Source organism: Cetobacterium somerae ATCC BAA-474 (assembly GCF_000479045.1).
GTDB classification, from domain to species: domain Bacteria; phylum Fusobacteriota; class Fusobacteriia; order Fusobacteriales; family Fusobacteriaceae; genus Cetobacterium_A; species Cetobacterium_A somerae.
In genome coordinates this window covers 21,403-41,379 of record NZ_KI518105.1, presented here as the reverse complement: position 1 = coordinate 41,379, position 19,977 = coordinate 21,403, and the positions used below count along the sequence as shown (strand labels likewise).

Annotated in this window: 17 protein-coding genes; all 17 read right to left on the bottom strand. The window is 28.3% G+C overall.

Annotation, left to right across the window (positions count from 1 at the left end):
- Positions 1–7: 7 nt before the first annotated feature.
- Positions 8–1,789, bottom strand: coding sequence for a DNA primase (gene dnaG / locus HMPREF0202_RS03810; RefSeq protein ID WP_023049929.1), 1,782 nt, complete (start codon positions 1,787–1,789; stop codon positions 8–10).
- A gap of 144 nt (positions 1,790–1,933) precedes the next feature.
- Positions 1,934–3,682, bottom strand: coding sequence for a peptidylprolyl isomerase (locus tag HMPREF0202_RS03805; protein ID WP_023049928.1), 1,749 nt, complete (start codon positions 3,680–3,682; stop codon positions 1,934–1,936).
- A gap of 30 nt (positions 3,683–3,712) precedes the next feature.
- Positions 3,713–5,098 (bottom strand): sigma-54 dependent transcriptional regulator, encoded by a 1,386-nt coding sequence (locus HMPREF0202_RS03800; RefSeq protein ID WP_023049927.1) that lies wholly within the window; start codon positions 5,096–5,098, stop codon positions 3,713–3,715.
- 194 nt (positions 5,099–5,292) lie between these two features.
- Positions 5,293–5,901: a TetR/AcrR family transcriptional regulator gene (locus HMPREF0202_RS14660; protein WP_023049926.1), complete on the bottom strand. Its 609-nt coding sequence runs from the start codon at positions 5,899–5,901 to the stop codon at positions 5,293–5,295.
- A 22-nt stretch (positions 5,902–5,923) separates the two neighbouring features.
- Positions 5,924–6,952: a M50 family metallopeptidase gene (locus HMPREF0202_RS03790; protein ID WP_023049925.1), complete on the bottom strand. Its 1,029-nt coding sequence runs from the start codon at positions 6,950–6,952 to the stop codon at positions 5,924–5,926.
- Positions 6,953–6,963: 11 nt separating this feature from the next.
- Complete coding sequence (locus HMPREF0202_RS03785) at positions 6,964–7,659, bottom strand: dTMP kinase (protein WP_023049924.1); 696 nt, start codon at positions 7,657–7,659, stop codon at positions 6,964–6,966.
- A complete protein-coding gene (gene dxr / locus HMPREF0202_RS03780) occupies positions 7,637–8,791 on the bottom strand; it encodes a 1-deoxy-D-xylulose-5-phosphate reductoisomerase (protein WP_023049923.1) in 1,155 nt (384 codons plus the stop codon). Before dxr ends, HMPREF0202_RS03785 begins: the two co-directional genes overlap by 23 nt.
- 69 nt (positions 8,792–8,860) lie before the next feature.
- Positions 8,861–9,673, bottom strand: a complete 813-nt coding sequence (locus HMPREF0202_RS03775) for a phosphatidate cytidylyltransferase (protein ID WP_023049922.1) — start codon at positions 9,671–9,673, stop codon at positions 8,861–8,863.
- Positions 9,674–10,360: an undecaprenyl pyrophosphate synthase gene (locus tag HMPREF0202_RS03770; protein ID WP_023049921.1), complete on the bottom strand. Its 687-nt coding sequence runs from the start codon at positions 10,358–10,360 to the stop codon at positions 9,674–9,676.
- A gap of 111 nt (positions 10,361–10,471) precedes the next feature.
- On the bottom strand, positions 10,472–11,038 hold the full coding sequence (gene nadD, locus HMPREF0202_RS03765) for a nicotinate (nicotinamide) nucleotide adenylyltransferase (protein WP_023049920.1): 567 nt from the start codon (positions 11,036–11,038) through the stop codon (positions 10,472–10,474).
- A 2-nt stretch (positions 11,039–11,040) separates the two neighbouring features.
- The gene (locus HMPREF0202_RS03760; RefSeq protein ID WP_040406277.1) at positions 11,041–11,493 is read right to left on the bottom strand and encodes a PTS sugar transporter subunit IIA; all 453 of its coding nucleotides are present in this window, start codon (positions 11,491–11,493) and stop codon (positions 11,041–11,043) included.
- Positions 11,494–11,505: 12 nt separating this feature from the next.
- Entirely contained in the window at positions 11,506–12,216 is a 711-nt protein-coding gene (locus tag HMPREF0202_RS03755; RefSeq protein ID WP_023049918.1) for a hypothetical protein, read from the bottom strand.
- Complete coding sequence (gene lpxK, locus HMPREF0202_RS03750) at positions 12,206–13,222, bottom strand: tetraacyldisaccharide 4'-kinase (protein ID WP_023049917.1); 1,017 nt, start codon at positions 13,220–13,222, stop codon at positions 12,206–12,208. The genes HMPREF0202_RS03755 and lpxK overlap by 11 nt, the downstream gene beginning before the upstream one ends.
- Before the next feature lie 15 nt (positions 13,223–13,237).
- Positions 13,238–16,753, bottom strand: a complete 3,516-nt coding sequence (gene smc / locus HMPREF0202_RS03745; protein WP_023049916.1) for a chromosome segregation protein SMC — start codon at positions 16,751–16,753, stop codon at positions 13,238–13,240.
- A 48-nt stretch (positions 16,754–16,801) separates the two neighbouring features.
- The gene (locus tag HMPREF0202_RS03740) at positions 16,802–17,392 is read right to left on the bottom strand and encodes an XTP/dITP diphosphatase (RefSeq protein WP_023049915.1); all 591 of its coding nucleotides are present in this window, start codon (positions 17,390–17,392) and stop codon (positions 16,802–16,804) included.
- Positions 17,392–18,123 (bottom strand): ribonuclease PH, encoded by a 732-nt coding sequence (gene rph / locus HMPREF0202_RS03735; protein WP_023049914.1) that lies wholly within the window; start codon positions 18,121–18,123, stop codon positions 17,392–17,394. Before rph ends, HMPREF0202_RS03740 begins: the two co-directional genes overlap by 1 nt.
- Before the next feature lie 12 nt (positions 18,124–18,135).
- Positions 18,136–19,977: an ABC transporter ATP-binding protein gene (locus tag HMPREF0202_RS03730; protein WP_023049913.1), complete on the bottom strand. Its 1,842-nt coding sequence runs from the start codon at positions 19,975–19,977 to the stop codon at positions 18,136–18,138.

Sequence of the window (19,977 nt, the reverse complement as noted above, 5' to 3'; positions counted from 1 at the left end):
CAAAATTTTAAGCATTGATACTCTTAAATTCATCATACAATGCACGAAGGTCATTGAACTCAATATGTTGTTTCAATTTATCCTCTATTTTCTTTAGCTTGATATGTTTTAATAAGTTACTTCTCTCTTTTAATGCTTCTTTTAATTCTAAAATAAACCATGACATAAAAATAATTTGAAACCCTTTTTCTATATCCAATTTATTTGAGTAATCATCTATAGAAAGTAATGATATATTTACTAGCTCTTTCTCTTCATCTTGACTCAAATTTCCCGTTAATATTATATCCTTTATTATGTTAGAACTTTTCTCTTGATTTTCTTTTAAAAACTCTATATATTGAAATATTTTTTTCCCTAAACTACTACTAATCTCTTTATCCCTAAAATCTTCAATGTACTCATTTTGAGAAAGAACTAATGCTAATGTCAACTTCTCTAGATTATATAGTCCTTTTTCGTCTAAATCCTTACTTTCCTCTTTTTTTTCGTAAGTATTTTTTATTCTTTTTTTATTGTTTGTTATTAAAATAGATTTCAGTACATCTAATTCAATATTTAATGACTTACCTAACTTATCAATATATAAACTTCTTTCTAAATCACTTTCTAAACATTGAAAAAAATCTTTAAATCTATTTATGAAATTTTGTTTTGACATGTGATCTTCTAAACTATACTCAGATGAATATCTTAAATAAAGATAATCAAAAGCTTCTAAAGAATCTTTTACAACTTTTAAAAATGCTTCTTTTCCATATTTTTTTAAGTAATCATCAGGATCTTTTGCATCTTTATATAATAATACTCTTATATTGAATCCTGCTGATTTTAAAATAAGTATAGATCTCTCAGTAGCTTTTTGTCCAGCTTCATCCATATCAAAAGAAAGTATTACATTATTAGTATATTTTTTCAATAGATGCGCTTGTTCTTCTGTTAAAGCTGTTCCCAATGGTGCTAAAGCCACATCAAATCCATAAGAATGGCTTGATAAGACATCCATATACCCTTCCATTAAAATCGAATAATTCTTCTTTTTAATATTACTTCCTTTTTGGATAAAACCATATAAGTTTTTTCCTTTTGAGAAAATAGGTGTTTCCTGTGAGTTTATATATTTTGGAATATCTTTGCTATCCTCTAAAGATCTACCACCAAAAGCTATAATTTTACCTGAAACTGAGTATATTGGAAAAATAATCCTATTTCTAAAAGCATCATAAATTCCTTTTTCATTTTCTTTAGCTAATCCTAAATCAAATATCTTCTTTTTTTCAAACCCCTTTTTTATAAGATAATCATAAAGCCCTGTCCATTCATTGGGGGCATATCCTATTTCATTCTCTTTTATTAATTTTGGGTTTATTTTTCTTTTAGATAGATATTCTAAAGCATCACGAGCTGTATTTTTAAACATCTCCTCTTTGTAATAGTTGTGAGCCTCTTCCATAATTTCATAATACTCTTTATTTTCATTAACTTTACTATTTCCTACTTTTTTTATTGGAATATTATATTTATTTGCTAACTCTTCTACTGCTTCAACAAAAGATATTTTTTTATACTCTGAATAGAATTTTATAGGATTCCCACCTGCACCACAAACAAAACATTTACATATGTTCTTATTTGGACTTACTACAAATGATGGATTGTTATCTTGGTGAAAAGGACACAAACCTTTAAAGTTAGCTCCTGTTTTCTTTAAATCAACAAATTCTCCTACAACCTCTTCAATATGTAATTGTTGTAACAATAAATCAATATCTTCTGATTTATATTTCATCAATATTCTCCTAATCTCTTAGATTTTTTAAGTAAAAAATATTTAAGAGCAAACCGCTCTATCCTAAATTATATTATATTTTTGGTAAATATGCAATTTTTTTTTAAATAAAAAGAAGGATTTTTAAAAATCCTTCTCATTTTTTTAATTTTCTGTATTTTGTGTACTTAACTCAATCTCTTTTAAAGCCTCTTGAGCCTTTGCATTAATATAATCTGTTTTTACTTGATTTTCAAACTCTTGGAAATCAGCTTTTTTCTCATCTGTTTGTGAATCTTTTTTATAGATTATAAAATCTTTCTGATCTTTAATAAATCCAACATCTCCAATTTTAGAATCATAAATAGCTTTTGCTAACTCTTCATTATATCCTAATCCTGGAATATATCCTTCTTTTGTAATTCCATCTATTTTCTCAGAGAAAACGATATCTTTATCATTTTTCAAATCATCAAATGTTATTGTTTTATCTGTTAAATCTTTAACAATTTGAGCAATTTGAGCATCTTTTGAATTTATTGTTTCTTCTGATGGTTCTGGAATAATTAAAATATGGCTTGCTGTAACTGTTTCAGCTTTATCATCTTTCTCTTGTACAAAAATTATGTGATATCCAAATTGAGTTTTTACAACTTCTGGATAAATCTCTCCAGGAGTTCCTGCAAAAGCTGCATCCTCAAAAGGTTTTACCATATCTCCCTTTTTAAAAGTTCCTAAGGCTCCTCCTGTAGGACCACTTGGACCATCTGAGAAGTTTTTAGCCATCTCTGCAAAATTATCCTTATTAACTTTCTTTAAAAGATCTTCAGCTTTTTCTTTTGCTTTTTGGTCATCACTTTCTGTTGGTTGAACTTTTAAAATAGCGATATTTGCATCAGCGCTTTCTAATGTATCATAATTTAATTGATTCTCTTCAAAGAATTCTTTTAAATCATTTTGAGTATATGTTACTTCTGATTTTAGTTTACTATATAGTTCTTTTACAGCATTTGCAACTTGTAAATCTAAAGGTAAAACAGAATCTACTTTTATACCCTTAGCTTCAGATGCTTTTAATAATTTTATCTCTGATTCAATCGATGATTTTGCTAACTCTTTTGCCCCTTCTAAATCACCTTTAGTCATTGCTAATGTATTTAAAACTCTTTTATCAAATTCAACGTTGCTTACTTTAACTCCATCAAATTCAAAAGCCTCTTTTTCTACATAGGCATCGAAGTTTTTATCTAAATCCTCTAACTTCATTTTTGCTCTAGCTTCAGACATATCTTTTGCATATGCTTCAGCACCTTTTTGCATTTTTAAAGCTTGCTCTATTTGAGTTTTAACCTCTTCTAATGGTTTCCCTTGGAACATTGTATATTTGTAATCAGCATAATATTCATCAATCTCTTCAGGTGTCACCTGAACTCCTTGAGTTATAGCTTCTGAAGTTTTTTGTAGTATTAAGTTTTCTCTAATTTCATTTTCTAAAGTTTTTGTAGTATATCCTTGACTTAAAAGTGCACTTTTAAATTGCTCTTTATCAGGGAAAGCCGCCTTTATTTGATCCATTTGAGCACTCACTTCTGATCCTGAAACTTTTACTTTTAATTTATCTGCCATCTCTAATAAAAGATTTCTATTAATTAACTCATTAAAAGCTATTGTATTCATTAGCTCTGGATCTATATTAGTTTCTAAATATCTTTTGTAATTCTCAGACATTATAGCCATAGATCTGTGTGCTTCTACCATTGTAACTTTTTTACCATTTAGTTTAAAAGCTAGTTGTGTATTTGCAGAACTACTTCTAAATGACATTGCATAACCTGCTATCAAACTTATTAAAAAGAATATTGTTACTACCCATATAACTGGTTTCATATTTTTTCTAAACTTTCTAATTGCCATTTTTAACCCCTCCGAAGAATTTTGTAAATATTATTTTGTATCTAACCCATATTTTCTGATTTTTTCATAAAGAGTTGTTCTTCCAATTCCTAAAAGCTTAGATGTTTCTTGTTTATTCCATCTTGTTTTTTGTAATGCCATTGCGATTACTACCTTTTCAACTTCATCTAAAGCATATATCTCTTGCTCTAATATATTTTTTAAAGGTCCTACTCCAATAACAGTTTTATTTTCAACTGTATCAGATTTCATTTTTATTTCTAATGGTAAATCTTCTACATCAATATTTCTATCGTTACATAAAATTACCATTCTTTCAATCATATTTTTTAACTCTCTTATATTTCCTGGATATGAGTATTCCATTAAATACTTCATAGCATCTCCTGAAATAACAGGTATTTCTCTTCTTAAATCTTTTACAATTTTATTTAAGAAGTAGTTTGCTAACATAGGAATATCATCTTTTCTATCTCTTAAAGGCGCTACTTCAATTGGGAAAGCTGTTAATCTATGATATAAATCTTTTCTAAATTTACCTTTTTCTGTTTCCTCTTTTAAATCCTTATTAGTAGATACTATAAATCTAACGTCTACTCTTCTTGATTTATTTCCACCAACTCTTCTAAATTCTCCATATTCGATAACTCTAAGAACTTTCGATTGAGCTTTTAAATCCATTGCTGATATTTCATCAAGGAATACAGTTCCACCATCTGCTTCTTCTAAAATTCCTTTTTTACTTGTAGTTGCTCCTAAGAATGCTCCTCTTTCATAACCAAATAACTCTCTTTCAATTAAATCTTCTGGTAAAGAAGCACATGAAATTGTTATATAGTTTTCTTTTCTTCTATCACTCTTTTTGAATATCTCTTTAGCAATTAACTCTTTTCCAACTCCATTTTCTCCTGTTATTAAAACAGTTAAGTCGCTCTCTGCTACTTTATCAATTAAGTTTTTTACCTCTTTAATTCTTGCAGATTGTCCAATTATTTCATTCTCATCTTCTGTATCTGAAAGCTTCTCTTCTAATTTTCTCTTCTCTTTTACTATCTCTAAGCTTCTTAAAGCTGGTATCATTATTCTGTTCATTTCTTTAACATCTACTGGCTTTAATAAATAGTTATAGATATCCGCTTCCTTCATCTCTTGAATTAAAGCTTCGTTTTCTTCATCAAGTAATCCTATTACTACGAAATCCTTTCCTATTCCATTTAACTTTCTCTTAGCTTCTGAAAAGTTAAACCATGTTAAATACTCGTCTAATAAAACTACGTCAAAATCACTCTCTCTTAACATATCTAGAGCATCTAATAAGTTATTAAATGTTATTATTTCATAAACTTCTGATAAAGCTTTTCTTACTTGTTTTAATGTTTCTTTTCTTTCTGAAACTACTAATATTGATTTTTTCATCCTTTTCCTCCTACTTTCTATTTTCGATAACAATGTATTATAATTGATATTTTGTTATTTTTCAAGACTTTTTTAAAAAATTCTGTTCTAGATTATTTCAAAGAGTTTCACTCTAAACATTAGTTCAAATTTCTCCTCTTTTTTCCTTTTTATTTTGTTATATTTTCTAAGTTAATGTTTTTTTTCTATATAAATTAATTTAACATAGACTTTAAAAACAGATTATAAAACATTTCAATCTCTCTAGTTATATCAATCGTTGCATATTTTTCAACCATTCTTTTATAACTATCTTCATCTACTACTTCTATTCCTGTTTGAGTTATCAAATATAATAAAAGAGTTGTTAATGATGAGCTTAACATTGTTCTAATTTTTTCTATTTCACTTCTATACTCTTCTTTTATATGCTCTCTATTGTTATTTAAAAACTCACTGAATATAATATCTCTTTTCATATATTCATCGTATGTTAAATTTATCTCTCCATTTTCATAGATTTTAGCAAATAAAAATAAGTTGTATCTATCATCTTTTAAAGTTAATCTTCTTCTAACAATCATTTTTAATTTTTCTTCAAAAGGAACATCTAAATCTCCTACTTCCTTTAAAAACTCTTTTCTACTTATAACTGAATTATCCATTATTTCTAGTAGTAACTCTTCTTTACTTTTAAAATAGTAATAGAACCCACCTTTTGCCATTCCTAAAACGTTAGCTATATCCTCTATTTTTGTATTTCTGATTCCATTAGCCGCAAATAAAATAGTTGCTGTCCTCTTTATACGATCTCTTTTCGTCACACAATCACGTCCTTATTTTTAATTAAAATTTAAAAATATTAAATATATCGTTAGCTGTTGCAAATATAATTAACCCAAATAACATAATCATACCAATCGTATGAACTCTTTCTTCAAGTTTCTTATCAACTTTTATTCCAATTAATTCTAATATAACAAATATAATTCTTCCACCATCTAAAGCTGGAAAAGGTAGTAAGTTAAATATTCCTACATTTATTGATAATATTGCTAATAACCAAATTAAAATTCCAGAGCTTCCACTTTTACTTGCATCTCCTACTACTTTAACTATTCCAACAGGACCACTAATATCTTTGGCCTTTACTTTTCCTGTTACAAGCATTTTAACTCCACCTAATGTATCTTCAAATACACCTATAAATATTTTAAAAGATTGTTTTATTCCCTCTCCAAAACTATACTTTTCAAATTTATACTCAGGAATTATTCCCATAATAGCTGGTTTTTCTTCACTTATCTTAGTTAACGGAACTACTATATCTAAAGTTTTTCCATCTCTTTCTATAACTACATCTAGCGCATCTCTTTTTTTAGAGTCCTTTGCTATTGTTTCACCAATTTCTGACCAAGTAGTTATTTGTGTTCCATCTATCTCTTTTATAATATCATTTTCCTTTAAAACTGTTGATGCTTTTGCCTCTTTTATTACATTTCCTACTATTGGATTTGTATTTTGAATAGCTTTTCCACTAGTAAATGTTATTCCTAAAATTACTAATAACGCTAGCATGAAGTTCATAAATACTCCTGCAAATAAAACTACAAATCTAGCAAATGGTGACTTACTATTAAAACCATTTTCTACTTTACTCTCAACTTCCATTCCGTCTATATTTACAAAACCACCTATTGGTATTATTCTAATAGAATATAAAGTTTTTCCAGTATAATAAGAATATAACTCTGGTCCCATTCCTATTGCAAATTCAGAAACAGGCATTTTAAAAAATCTTGCCGCTAAAAAATGACCCAATTCATGTATAAAAATTATTAATCCTAGTAATAATAGCGCTATTATTATATCCATTTTTCCTCCTGTTATAAGATTCCATTTACGAGCTCAAACACTTCATTTGAAATCTCTTCTATTGTTTTTAACCTATCATTTTCAACGCATTTGATCTCTTTCCAAGAGTATTTTTTTGATATTTCACACGCATTTTCATGAGATTTTTTTAAGTATTCAATATTTTTTTCATGAATATCTTTTTTATCCTCTCCAGTTATTTTATTTTTTCTTTCAGCCATTAATTTTTGAGCAGTTTCTGTCGGCATATTTAAGAAAATAACTAAATCTGGTCTTGGTATTCCCATTTTACTATATTCTAAATCCTCTAACCAAGATAGGTACATCTCTTTTTCTTGAGAATTATCTATTTTAGATGCTTGGTGAACCATATTTGATGTTGTATATCTATCTGTTATGATTATTCCTCCATCATTATAAAATTTTCCCCAATCAGTTTTGTAAGATGCATATCTATCTATTGCATACATCGTTGAAGCTGGATATGGATTTACTTTCTCAGCATCTGTTCCAAACTCTCCTGCTAAATACATCTTTACTGGAGCACACGCTGGGCTTTCATAATTTGGAAAAGATATTTTTCTTATATTACTTATTTTTTCTGATAATCTCTCAAACAGCACCGCTGTTTGCGTTTCTTTTCCACTTGAATCTGTTCCCTCTATAACTATAAGTCTTCCTCTTTTAATCTTTTGCATAATTGTCATAAACCCACTTTCTTGTTTCTTTATCTACATTTTTTATTACTTCTAAAGAATCTATCTCTTTAACCTTATGAAGTTCCATAGCTTTTTCTATTATCTCATATATTTCTAAAAATTTTATTTGACCTTTTAAAAATAACTCTACTGCAACCTCATTTGCCGAGTTAAAAACACAAGGCATTGTTTTTCCTATTTTTCCAGCTTGAAAAGCTAATTGTACTCCCTTAAATACTTCATTATCAACCTGACTAAAAGTTAGTTCTTTTAAAGTTTTTAAATTCAATCTTTCTAACGCACTACTTCCCTCTCTTTCAGGGTATGTAAATGCATATTGAATAGGTAGCTTCATATCTGGTGCTCCTATTTGAGCTATTATGGAGTTGTCTACAAATTCTACCATTGAATGAATTATACTTTGAGGATGCACTAGAACCTCAATATTTTCATAATCCACTCCAAATAGCATATGAGCTTCTATTACTTCTAATCCTTTATTAACTAAAGTTGACGAATCAATTGTTATTTTCTTACCCATAGACCAGTTGGGATGCTTTAAAGCTTCTTCAACTGTTACATCTTTTAATTCTTCTAAAGTTTTTCCTCTAAAAGTTCCACCACTAGCTGTAATAATTAAATTTTTTACCTCTTCTTTTCTACTTCCTTGCATACTTTGAAATAATGCTGAATGCTCACTATCAACAGGAATTATCTCAGCTTTTGGGTACTCTTTTAAAAGCTTATTTATATAATCTCCTGCAGCTACCATAGTTTCTTTGTTTGCTAAAGCAACTCTTTTTTCTTTTTTTATTGCCTCTACTGTAGCCTCAATTCCAACAGCTCCACTTATAGCTGTTAAAACTATATCAGCTTCATCTAAAGCTCCCATAAGTTTCAACCCATCATCTCCAAAATATATTGTTTTTTCTGGATATAATCTCTTTAAAATTTCAGCATTTTTTTCAGATCCTATACAAAGATACTTTGGATTAAATTTCTCTATTTGCTCTTTAAATAACTCTAAATTTGAATACGCAGACATCCCTATAACCTTGAATTTCTCTTTTTTTGCTTCTATAACTTTTAATGCATTTGTTCCAATACTTCCTGTAGAACCCAATATAGTTATACTTTTCATACTTCCTCTCCTCAAATTCTTTATATTTCTCTTCTAAAAAAATGGTAGCTTTTTAAGCTACCCTTTTCTCTAAATAAATTTTAATAAATAATAAACAACTGGTACAACAAACAGCATACTATCAAAACGATCTAATATTCCACCATGTTCTCCTAGTAATTTTCCTGAATCTTTTACTTTAAACTCTCTCTTAAACATAGATTCACCTAAATCACCTATTTGAGCTACGATACTAATTAAAAATCCAAATAATAAAACTACTATTGTACTTACATCAGTTCCAAAAATATTAAAATACTTATTTATTAGATAAATAGTTCCCATTGTAAAAACTATTCCTCCAATAGAACCTTCTATAGATTTCTTTGGACTAATTGAACTAAATCCTTGTTTAAATATTTTTCTACCGATTCCCATCCCTACAAAATATGCAAAGGAATCACATACCCATACTAAAATCTGAATTGTTAATAACCATTTTCCACCATTTGGAAGGTAGTTCATTAGTAATAGATGTGTAAACAATCCCGAAATATAAACAACTCCAAGCAGTGTAACTCCAATATCTCTACTAGAATTTTCAACTTTATTTTGTAAAACTTTTTTCCCTATTAAAGCTATTGTTAATAGCGTTATAGGCATAAGTATAAGTGTTGAATTATCTACATTTGTGAAATATATTATATTTGGTATAGCCAATCCAGCTATATACCCTAAATTTACATCTGGTTTTTTCCCACCAATTTCTGCCATTTTATAAAATTCAAACAACCCTACTAATATAACAAAGTTTACAAACAGTAATAGTAAAAATCCTCCTTTTAACAATACTGTTATTAAAAGTGGTATTCCTATTAAAGCTACTAATATCCTATTTAACATCTATTTTACTCCTCCAAAACGCCTATCTCTTTTTTGATAACTCTCTATAGCCTTTATTAACTCATCTTTATTAAAATCTGGCCAATAAGTATCTGTTACATATATCTCAGAATAGGCTATTTGCCATAATAAAAAATTAGAAATTCTCATCTCTCCACTTGTTCTTATTAGTAACTCTGGATCTGGTAACTGGTTGTATAAATATTTTTCTACAGTTTCCTCAGTTATCTCTTTTTCATTATTTTTTACAATCTCTTTTATAGCATCAACTAATTCAGCTCTCCCTCCATAGTTAAAAGCTATATTCAATGTTATCCCTGTATTTCCTTTTGTCGCCTCTTCTAACTTACTAATCTCTGCAAGAAGATCTTTGCTAACACCCTCTTTTCTTCCAGAAACTAAAAATTTAACATTATTTTTCATCAATAATTTTTTTTCATTTTTTAAATAAGTTTTGAAAAGAAACATTAAAGTATCCACTTCTTCCTTTGCTCTTTTCCAATTTTCTGTTGAAAAAGCATAAACTGTTAAATATTTTATACCTAACTCTCCACAAGAAGTTAATATCTTTCTTAAAGTATCTGCTCCAGCTTTATGTCCATATGTTCTAGGCATTCCCTTTTCCTTTGCCCAACGTCCATTCCCGTCCATAATTATTGCTATATGATTTGGTACTCTTAAACTCATTATTTCTCTCCTCTCAATAAATCACTAAATTTTACCATATTTAGAACATTTTTTCCATAAAAAAAATGGTTCCTAAGTGAACAAAAGAGGTAGTTTTTATGCTACCTCCTTTTACTTTTTGTATAGTTTATTAACTTTTATGAACTCTGCTACCTCTTTTGGTACCATATTTTCTATTGATTCCTCATTTAAAATAGCTTCTCTTACCCTTGTTGAAGAAAAATTTAAAAATGGATTTTTAACTTGTAAAAGATTTGAATCTTTTAATATAGTACTATATCCCTCTCTTTGAAGAACGACTACCTTAGCTAATTTTAAAATTTCTTTATAATTTTTCCATTTATGAAAATACTCTCCAGAATCTTCACCAATAATTTCAAAATACTCATTTCCTGGATAAGTTTCAATAATTTTTAATAATGTGTCATAGGTAAATGAGATATCTTTTGATTTAGTTTCTATATCTGAAACCTCTATCTTTTTTTCATTTTCAAATGCTATTTTACACATTTTTAATCTCATAGTAGCATCCGCTAATGTGTTTTTTCTATGAGAAGGAGTTCCTACTGGTATAACAATAAGTTTATCTAATTTTAAATAATCTACAATAAACTTCGCCATATAAATATGACCATTATGAATAGGATTAAAGCTTCCTCCGTATATACCTATTTTCATCTTTAGCCAATCTCCGCAATAGCTTCAATTAAACACTCTGTAGTAGTACTTTCTAAAATACTCTCTCTAATTTTTTTATCTCTAAAAATTTTAGCTAATGACGAAAGTAGTTCTAAATACTTTTTACTTTCACCTTTTGGTGCTCCGACTAATATTACTATTTTAACTTTTTCTCCATCTAATGAATCAAAATTTACAGGTCTCTTTAATAGTGCAACTGATACTACAATATCTTTTACCACTTCTGTTCTTGCATGAGGAATTGCAACTCCCATTCCAATTCCAGTAGTTCCTACATTTTCTCTTTCTAAAACCTCTTTATAGAATATATCCTTATCAGAAATCAAATCGCTATTTTCAACCATATTAGATACCATTATTTTTAATATCTCATTTTTTGAAACAGATTTATTATCTATAATGTTAATCATTTTTATATTAAAATAATTTAACACTTGTTGCCCCCTTTAAAACTTTATGCTATTTAAAATTTCATCATCAATTTGCCATTGAGTTAGTCTATTTTGATTTTTAACTCCACTTAATAACATCGCTCTATATTTCTTTTCATTTTTATAAGTATAACTTTCCAATACTTTTTTATATGCTAATAATGATATGTTTTCAGAAATTTCAGTAATCTCACTTTCATTTTCTATAGCATTTTCTAATTGACTTAAATCATATCTTTGTTTTGTAAAATAGCTAATAACAAGATATCCTATCTCATCTACCCATCCTATATTTTCTATAATCTCTTTCATAGCTAAAGCCATTAAAGGTTTATAAAAGTTTATATTATCCATAAGAGATAGATTAAATAGAGTTTTCAAAAACTCCTCTTTATCCTTTAAAGCTAGCTCTTTTCCATATTTTTTAGAAAATTCTAATTCGCCTTTTATCACTAGCTTCATAAAATTCTCTTTCAACTTATCAACAGGTACATTTGATAATCTTTCAATTTTTTTCTCTTTAATTCTCTCTATCTTATTGCTCTCTTCTTTTAAAACTCTTTCAAAAATCTCATCATTTTCACAAAATACCATTAGAGGAATTGAAAAATTCATCTCTTTTCTCTTAACTACACCATCACAATCTATAGTTAAGTAGGCTCTTTTGTCAAGAGTATCCGCATTTTCAATTACTTTTGCTACTCTTTTTTCTATTCTATTTTTCATTTATTTCACCAAATCCTTTTAAACTATTATCTTCTAACATTGTAAACTCTATTTTAAGAACAAATAAATTGTCCATTTCTAATCCTTTAGGAAGTTTTACTAAATCTTTTTCTGTTGTTATTATAAAATCTGCATCCATCGCTTTCGCTCTTTTCTTTATAACATCAAAGTCTTTCTCTTTAAAATCATGGTGATCCATAAAATCTACTCTTTCTATGTACTCTGGATTTAAAGAAATTACTGTCTTTTCAAAATTAAGTGGATTTGCAAGACCTGAAAAAAGAAGAACTCTTTTTCCTGCTACCCAAAATAATGGCTTTGCATTTCCTTTTATATCACACAATGAAGTCACTCCATGTTTAGCAACTGAAACTGACTTTTTAAATTTCACTTTTAAAAATCTTTTTAATGTCTCTAAATCACTTTCAGATATTAAATCTGATTTTGTTATTATAAATTCACTTGCTCTCTCTCCACCTTTTTGAAAGTCCTCTCTTAAAGTTCCTTTAGGTAATAACGCTCCCCAGCCAAAAGGATTTGTTGCATCAATCAATACAATATCTCTATTTCTCTTTAGTTTTCTATGCTGAAAACCATCATCTAATATTATTGTGTCTACTCCAAACTTTTCCACTGCTAATTTACAAGCCTCATATCTATTTCTTCCAACTATAACAGGCATTTTTAAATTTAAAGCATGGATATAAGGCTCGTCTCCACTCTCTTTAGATGTAACTAATATTTTTTTTCCATCACTTACCACTAATGGATCAATTTTTCTTTTTCCTCTATATCCTCTTGATACTATAGCAACTTTTCTCCCCATTTTCAGAAGTTTTTTTGCAAAGAATTGAACTGCTGGAGTTTTACCAGTACCTCCAACAGTTATATTCCCTATACATAAAATATCAACATCTGGTATCTCATTTATTTTAAGATACCTTTTATCGTAAAGCCAATTTCGTATTGAGGTTATTAAAAAATATATATACGATAAAAGTCTCATTTTTTCCTCTCTTTACTAAATTTTTACTTGAACTAATTTAGAAATTCCTATTTTTTTATTCATTGTTACTCCATATAGAGAATCTGATGCTTTCATAGTTTCTTTATTATGAGTTATTAAAATAAATTGAGATCTATCAGTAAACTCTTTTAATTTTCCAATTAATTTTCTGGTATTTTTTTCATCAAGAGCAGCCTCAATCTCATCTAAGAATGTAAATGGACTAGGTTTATACATAAATATTGCCATTATAAATGCTATTGCAACCATTGACTTTTCTCCACCAGAAAGCAGTGAAAGAGCTTGTCTTTTTTTATTTTTGTACTTTACCGATATTTCAACACCACAATTTTGGAAATCTTCTCCATTATGAAGTGATAACTTTCCTTCTGAGTTATCTAATGTCTCTATACACATCTCATTAAAGTTTTTATTTATCTCCTCATAAGCTTCATAGAATTTCTCTTCAATTGTTTGGTCAATCTCTTTTATTAAAAGAGATAAACTTTTCTCTCCTTTTACTAAATCCTCTCTTTGTAGATCAATAAATTTATATTTATTGTCTAACTCCTTAAACTCCTCAATTGAAAGTAAATTTACAGATTCAAAACCTCTTAATTTTAATTCTAACTCTCTTACTTTTGTTCTTGAAGCTTTTATATCCTCCTCTTTTAGAGAATACTCTTCAACTTCTAGCAACTCTTCTAATTGAACTAAAATCTCTTCAATCTCTCTAGAAATTCTCTCCTTTCTTTCTAGCTCTCTATTTAAAATCTCTTTCTCTTTGAATAAAGTTGTTTCAATTTCTCTTGAATTTTTTATCATATCTTTTGATTTTTCTTCTAAAATATGATCCTCTTTTTTCATATCTTTTAGTTCTTGGTTTTCATTTTCAAATTTTATATTTTTATTTTTTATATCTTCTGCTATAGTATGAGCCTTTTCTTCTAATTTTTCAAGTTCTTTTTTTATTTCTATTAAAATATTTGATATTTTATCCTTTTTCTCCTGTTGCTCTCTTTGCTCATTTTTTTCTTTCTCTTCTTCTTTTTCAATTTGAACAAATCTATCTTTACTATTTAGATACAGTATTCTTATATCTGAAAATTTATTTCTTAAATCATTTATCTCTGTATTTAAAATTTGAATTGTAGAATTTTCATTATCTAATTCATTTTTTAAATCTGACACTATTTTTTCAGTTATCTCTTTTTCACTTTGAGAGTTTTCAACTCTTTTAGCGTACTCTTTACTATAATTTTCCTCTTCTTGAATCTCAATATCTACTACTCTTTTTTCTTTTTCTAGCTTTTCACTTCTTGATTTTAAATCTAAATATAACTCCTCTGCTATTTTAGATTGTTTTCTTAGACTATCTTCTAGCGCATCAATTCCGCCTATTTCATCTTCGTACTTCTCAAGTTTTTTACTCATAACTTGAATTTTTTCATTCCAATCCTTTAATTTTAATGACATCTCTCTTGTGCTATCTTCTAAAGTTTTAATCTCTTTTTTTCTTTCAAAAATCTGAGCAACAATAGAGTTTGAATTTTCTCCACCTGTTATTCTTCCTCTAGAGCTTAATAACTCACCAGAAAGAGTTACTATATTTCCGCTATAACTATTTTCTTTTAAGATTTTTAAAGCAACATCTGCCTCTGTTACAACTAAAATATTTCCCAATAGCATATCTAATACTTTACTATATTTTTTATCTACAGTTACTAAATCTGATGCTCTTCCTACAACACCCTCTTTTTTAGGAATATCTTTTATTGAACCAACTTTAATTGTATCTAAAGCTAAAAACGATGCTCTTCCAGCTTTTTTTTCTTTTAAAACTTCTATTCCTTTTTTAGCTACTTCACTTGTTGTTACAACTATATCCTGCAAATTACCTGGAATCGCTGCTTCTATTGCCTTTTGATAGTTCTCTGGCACAGTTATTAATGATATCACTGCACCTTCTACTCCTGGTATCTTAGCATTTAAAACCTCTTTTACACCTTTATAAAATCCTTCATTACTTTCTTGAACTCTGTAAAGAGCTTGAAGTTTAGCAGAGGCTCTTTTTTCTTCAAATTCAGCATTTCTTACTAATTCAGCAGCTTTATTCATATCTCTACTTAAATCACTAATCTCTTGCTCTAATTTTATCTGTCTCTCTTCTGTTTCTTTCAATTCTTTTTGTTTTAACTCTTTATTTTTTAAAGCTTTCTCTAACTCTTTCGAATTCTCTTCTATTTTTTTATCGAATCCCTCTTTCTCCTCTTTTAAAGATGAAATCTTGAATTCACTACCTTTCATTCTTCTTGTAGAACTTTCGATTTCGTTTAAAAGTTTTAACTTTTCAACTTCTAAATCCATTATTTTTCTCTTTTTTAATTCGATACTAATCTCTTTATCTCTTTTGTTTGTTTCTTTATCCTCAATAGCTTTTTCAAACTCTTTATTTTTTGTTTCAATATCTAAAACTCTTTCTTTTACTCTCTCTTTTTCCTCTTTTAGTTTTACTAATATCTGATCTTTAGATTCTACTGTTTTTTCTACTAAAACAATCTCTTCCTCTTTTTGTTTTAATTCTCTTGTATAAGATGTTATTCTTTCTCTAACTCTTATCTCTTCTTTTTCTAATGATTCAATCTCAGACCTTAAAGATGTATTACTTTCTGAAAAATTCTCTATCTTTGAGTATAACTCTTTTCTTCTATTTTCAATTGAATTAAGTTCTATCTCTAATTTTTTTAACTCCTCTTCCAACGTTGAAGTTATTGTTACTAGTCTTTCTTGCTCTTTTTCTCCTGATTTTAATATTTCATCTTTAGAGTTTAAATCAAATGTTAAAACTCCTTTTTGTAAAATATTTTTCTCATCTTTTAAAGCTAAATATTCAACTGCTTTTTTAGATTGTTTTTCAACTCTTGCTCTATTTTCACCAATCTCACCTAGAACTAGTTCTATTTTTTCAAGCTCATTTTGAACTTTTTCTAATCTTTTTTCAGATTCCATTTTTTTCTGTTGAAACTTCTTTACTCCAGCAGCTTCCTCTATTATACTTTTTATCTCTTTATTTGAAGATGAAATTATTCTTTCTACTTTTCCTTGTCCTATTACAGAATAAGCACTTTTTCCAACTCCAGTATCTAAAAATAGTTCTCCAATATCTTTTAATCTAACTTTTTTATCGTTGATTAAATAATCGTTATCTCCATTTTGAGACATCTTTCTTGTGATTTTTATACTATCAGCTTCAATTGGAAAAAAGTTATCTCTATTGTCTATAAAAAGAGAAACTTCTGCATAATTTGCAGGCTTTTTTCCCTCTCCACCAGAAAATATAATGTCTTTACTCTCTTTAGCTCTTATATTTTTATAAGATTGTTCTCCTAAAACCCATAATATTCCATCTAATATATTTGATTTTCCACTTCCGTTTGGTCCAACAATAGAGGTTATTCCTCCATCAAAATCTATTCTTATTCTTTCACCGAAAGACTTAAATCCATAAATTTCTACACCTTTTAAGTACATCTTATCTCCCTAATAACTTTTGTCTTAAAAAAAGCTAACCCATTTAGGTTAGCCTATATTTAATATTTTATCAATTCCATTTTTTAAAGCTTCTAAAGCTTTTGCTCTATGGCTAATTTGATTTTTTATTTCAGGCATCTCAGCAAATGTTTTATCATACTCTGGTAAATAGAAATGAGGATCATATCCAAAGCCTTCTTTTCCTCTAGCTTCATCTATAATTACTCCCTCTATTTCACCTCTAAATGAGTGATACTCTCCATTTGGTTTTCCTAAAGTTATCACAGTCACAAATTTTGCTTTTCTATTCTCTATCCCTTGTAAGTTCTCTATTAGTTTTTTATTATTTGCCGCATCATTTCCATCTTCTCCAGCATATCTAGCAGAGTAAACTCCTGGCTCACCATTTAAAGCTTCAACACAAAGACCAGAATCATCTGAAATTGTGATCATATTTGTAAATTTTGCTATCTCCAGTGCCTTCTTTTTCGAGTTTTCTTCAAAAGTATCTCCATCTTCTATAACCTCAGGAATTTCTATTCCATCTTTTATAGAAAGTATTTCAAAATCTAATCCAGATAAAATTTTTGACATCTCATCTATTTTTTTCTTATTTCCTGTGGCTAAAAATATTTTCATTACTTAGAAAACTCCTCCTCTATCTCTTTTCTTTGGATATCTATTAATTCATAAATCCCTTTTTCAGCTAAATCTAATAACTCATTTAACTCTTTTCTTGAGAAAGTTGCTTCTTCTCCAGTTCCCTGAATCTCTACAAACTCCCCTTTATCATTCATAATTACATTCATATCTACTTCTGCTTCTGAATCTTCAGTATACATTAAATCAAGTATTGGAGTTCCTTTTACAGTTCCTACAGATATTGCTGCAATGTTAGCGATAATTGGATTTTCTGTTAATAATCCTTTTTCTATAAGTCTTCTCATAGCCATTTCTAAAGCTATAAATCCACCCGTGATTGATGTAGTTCTCGTTCCACCATCTGCTTGAATTACATCACAGTCGATAGTTATTGTTCTCTCTCCTAATTTTTCAAGGTCAATACAAGCTCTTAAAGCTCTTCCTATAAGTCTTTGAATCTCCATTGTTCTTCCACCAAGTTTTCCTTTAGCAGCTTCTCTTTGGTTTCTCTCTCCTGTTGCTCTTGGTAACATTGAATATTCTGCTGTTATCCATCCTTTACCTTGATTTTTTAAAAAAGGCGGTACCTTCTCTACAACTGTTGCAGTACAAATAACTTTTGTATTTCCAATTTCTATTAAAACACACCCTTCAGCATACATAGTGTAGTTTCTAGTAATCTTTACTTCTCTTTTTTCATTTGTTTTTCTTCCGTCTAATCTTATCATTTCTCTTCCTCTCTATATATACTGTTCTAACTCTTCAAGTTTTTGGTTTTCAATTAGATCTACTGTTTCTATAGGCTCTATTTTCCCAAACTGAATCTCGTAAAGTTTTCTGTATATTCCGTTATTTTCTAGTAATTTTTGATGCGTTCCAACCTCTTTTATCTCTCCATTTTCCATTACAACTATTTTATCTGCATTTATTATTGTAGATAATCTATGAGCTATAACAAAAGTAGTTCTTCCCTTCATCAGAGTATCTAAAGCTTCTTGAACTAATCTTTCTGATTCTGTATCTAAAGCTGATGTTGCCTCATCAAGTATCATAATACTTGGATTTTGAATCAATGCTCTAGCTATTGCAAGCCTTTGCTTTTGTCCACCTGATAAAAGAACTCCTCTTTCTCCAACTTCTGTTTCAAATTGATTTGGTAACTCCATTATAAAGTTATACGCATTTGCCATTTTAGCAGCATTTATTATTTCATCTTTCGAAACATTATCTTTTCCAAAACCAATGTTTTCACCAATAGTTCCACTAAATAAGAAAGTCTCTTGTGGCACTATTCCAATATGATTTCTATACTTTTGTAATGACATCTCTCTTATATCAATATCATTTATTTTTATACTTCCTGAAGTTATATCGTAGTATCTTGGTAATAGATTTACCAAAGTTGTTTTTCCACTTCCACTTTTTCCTACTAAAGCAACTACTTCTCCTGCCTTAACATTTAAGTTAAAGTTTTTTAATACTTTTTCATCTCCATCATCATACTTAAAGTCAACGTTATTAAAATCAATTTTCTCTATAGTTTCAGGTACTTCTTTAACATCTTCTCCTATATGATCTGGTTCTAATTCTACATCTAAAATTTCAATTACTCTATCTGCAGAGGGTAAAGCTTCTTGTAACTCACTATTTCTTTTAATTAAAGTTTTTAATGGTTGCTGCATAAGTCCTATTGCAGTTATAAAAGATATTAGATCTCCAGGTGTCATACTTTGAACAACAATTATTTGATATCCACCATAACCTGCAACTAATAGAATCATTATTGTTGCTAAAACTTCATTTATAGGTGATATTTTAGCCTTTATTTTTGTTGTTTTATATATTTTATCAAACTCTTCTTGAGTTACATCCATATATTTATCAATAATCTTATCACTTCTATTAAAACCTTTTATAACTGATATTCCAGATAACGCTTCTTGAACAAAAGCAGTTACATCTCCAACTGTATCCTGTCTTACTCTCCCTGATTTTCTAATTTTCTTTGTATATTTTTTTACCATAGAAAGTATCGCTGGTAAAACAGTTAATGATATTAGTGCCAATACAAAGTCAACTTGAAACATTCTGAATAAAAGAGCAACAACAGTTACAAACTCTTTCAACATATCAAACAACATAAATCCTATTCTTCCAAGAGTTGTTGAATCTCCTGAAAGTCTAGCCATTAAATCTCCTAGCTTATTTTGTTTAAAATACGCTATTGGTAATCTTTGTAAATGTGAGAATACATCTATTTTAATATCTCTTCTTATTTTTTCTGTTATGTATCCTGATGAAATATCTGCAAAATAGTTTGTTATAACTTTCAAAATAGTAGATGCAAAAATAGCTCCAATAACAATCATCATCATTTTTGCATTTTTCTTTACTAAAACATCATCTATTAAATATTTACTTAGCCAAGCAGGTACTGCACTCATCAAAGATGTTACAGTAGATAATAATATTACTCCTAACATAGCTGTTTTATATTTCAAACTATATTTTAAGAAAGTTTTTAAAGATTTATTTTTAAAAAACCCCATTATTTTCCTATCTAATTCATTAATTTTTTCCAT